At 42.8% G+C, this 1,232-nt stretch carries 1 protein-coding gene; it reads left to right on the top strand.

The genetic code is table 11. The annotated features are described in order from the left end of the window. Positions 1-64 precede the first annotated feature (64 nt). A protein-coding gene (locus tag Q4489_RS18210; RefSeq protein WP_303483374.1) for an IS3 family transposase occupies positions 65-1,215 on the top strand; the annotation gives its coding sequence in 2 pieces (ribosomal slippage) (positions 65-341 and positions 341-1,215; 1,152 coding nt in all). Positions 1,216-1,232: the final 17 nt, after the last annotated feature.

The raw sequence follows: 1,232 nt of genomic DNA, 5'->3' as shown, positions 1-1,232 counted from the left end.
TGATCTGCTTTAATTAAACAGGACACTTTAATAATGGAATATAATCCAATTATTGAGGTGTTAAATGACAAAAAGAACAAACAGAAGTTACACGGCTGAATTCAAACAAGAAGCCGTAGCATTAGTAACCGAGCAAGGTTATAGCGTACCAAAGGCAGCAGCGTCTCTTGGTATCACGGATAAGTTACTTTATAACTGGAAAGCCAAGATTGAAGCAGAGCAGTCTGGAGCCACTTTAAATGCTGATGAGCGAGCGGAGCTGTTAAGATTACGCAAGGAAAATAAAGAGCTAAGGATGGAAAAAGAGATATTAAAAAAGGCCAGCGCCCTCCTGCTAAAGGAAACCAAATAACGTTCAAAACGATTAAGCAGTTATCTTCGACATTTCCCGTGGTTAAACTCTGCAAAGTGATGCAGGTAAGCCGCAGTGCTTATTACGCTTGGCTTAAACGGCCAGCTAAAATCATCACAGCAGAGCAACTGAACTTATATCGTAAGGCAAAGCACTTCTTCGAGAAAAGCAGAAATAGCTTAGGCTATCGAGAGCTTAGAAAGAAGTTACGCAGCGAGGGCTTTAACGTCAGTGATTATGGCGTTCAGAAGTTAATGGCCGCACTTGGCCTAGTAGTGACTCAACGAGTTGCTTACAAGGTGACGACCAAGCGTAAACACAGTGACGCTGTGGCTGATAACCTGTTGAACCAGAACTTTAATCCAGTTGCTGCAAATCAGGTGTGGGCTGGTGACGTGACATACTTGAGGACTGGCGAAGGCTGGATGTACCTAGCCATTGTGATGGACTTATATTCTCGCCGTATTGTTGGTTGGCATATTGATAAACGAATGACGACTGACTTAGTAAGCAAGGCAATGATGAAAGCTTATAATTTACGCCAGCCGCCTAAAGGCTTGGTGTTTCACTCTGATAGAGGTTCACAGTATACCAGCAAGCGTTATCGTAAATTATTGGCGAGTTATGGCATGAGAGCCAGCATGGGCGATGTAGGTGCGTGTTGGGATAATGCAGTTGTTGAAAGGTTTTTTGGCAGCTTAAAATATGATTGGTTGCTGAAAGTACCACAACCAACTCGTGAGCATATGAGAAATGATGTGACAGCGTATATGCGCTATTACAACTTAGAACGGCTTCATACTGCTAATGGTGATCTGTCGCCAGTAGAGTATGAACAAAGTTCCTTAAGAAAAGTGTCCTGATTTAGTTGCGCAGAACA

It is taken from the genome of Thalassotalea sp. 1_MG-2023 (assembly GCF_030546745.1).
Taxonomy (GTDB): Bacteria; Pseudomonadota; Gammaproteobacteria; order Enterobacterales; family Alteromonadaceae; genus Thalassotalea_C.
The sequence above is the reverse complement of the archived record's forward strand: the minus strand, read 5'-3'. Positions and strand labels throughout refer to the sequence as shown.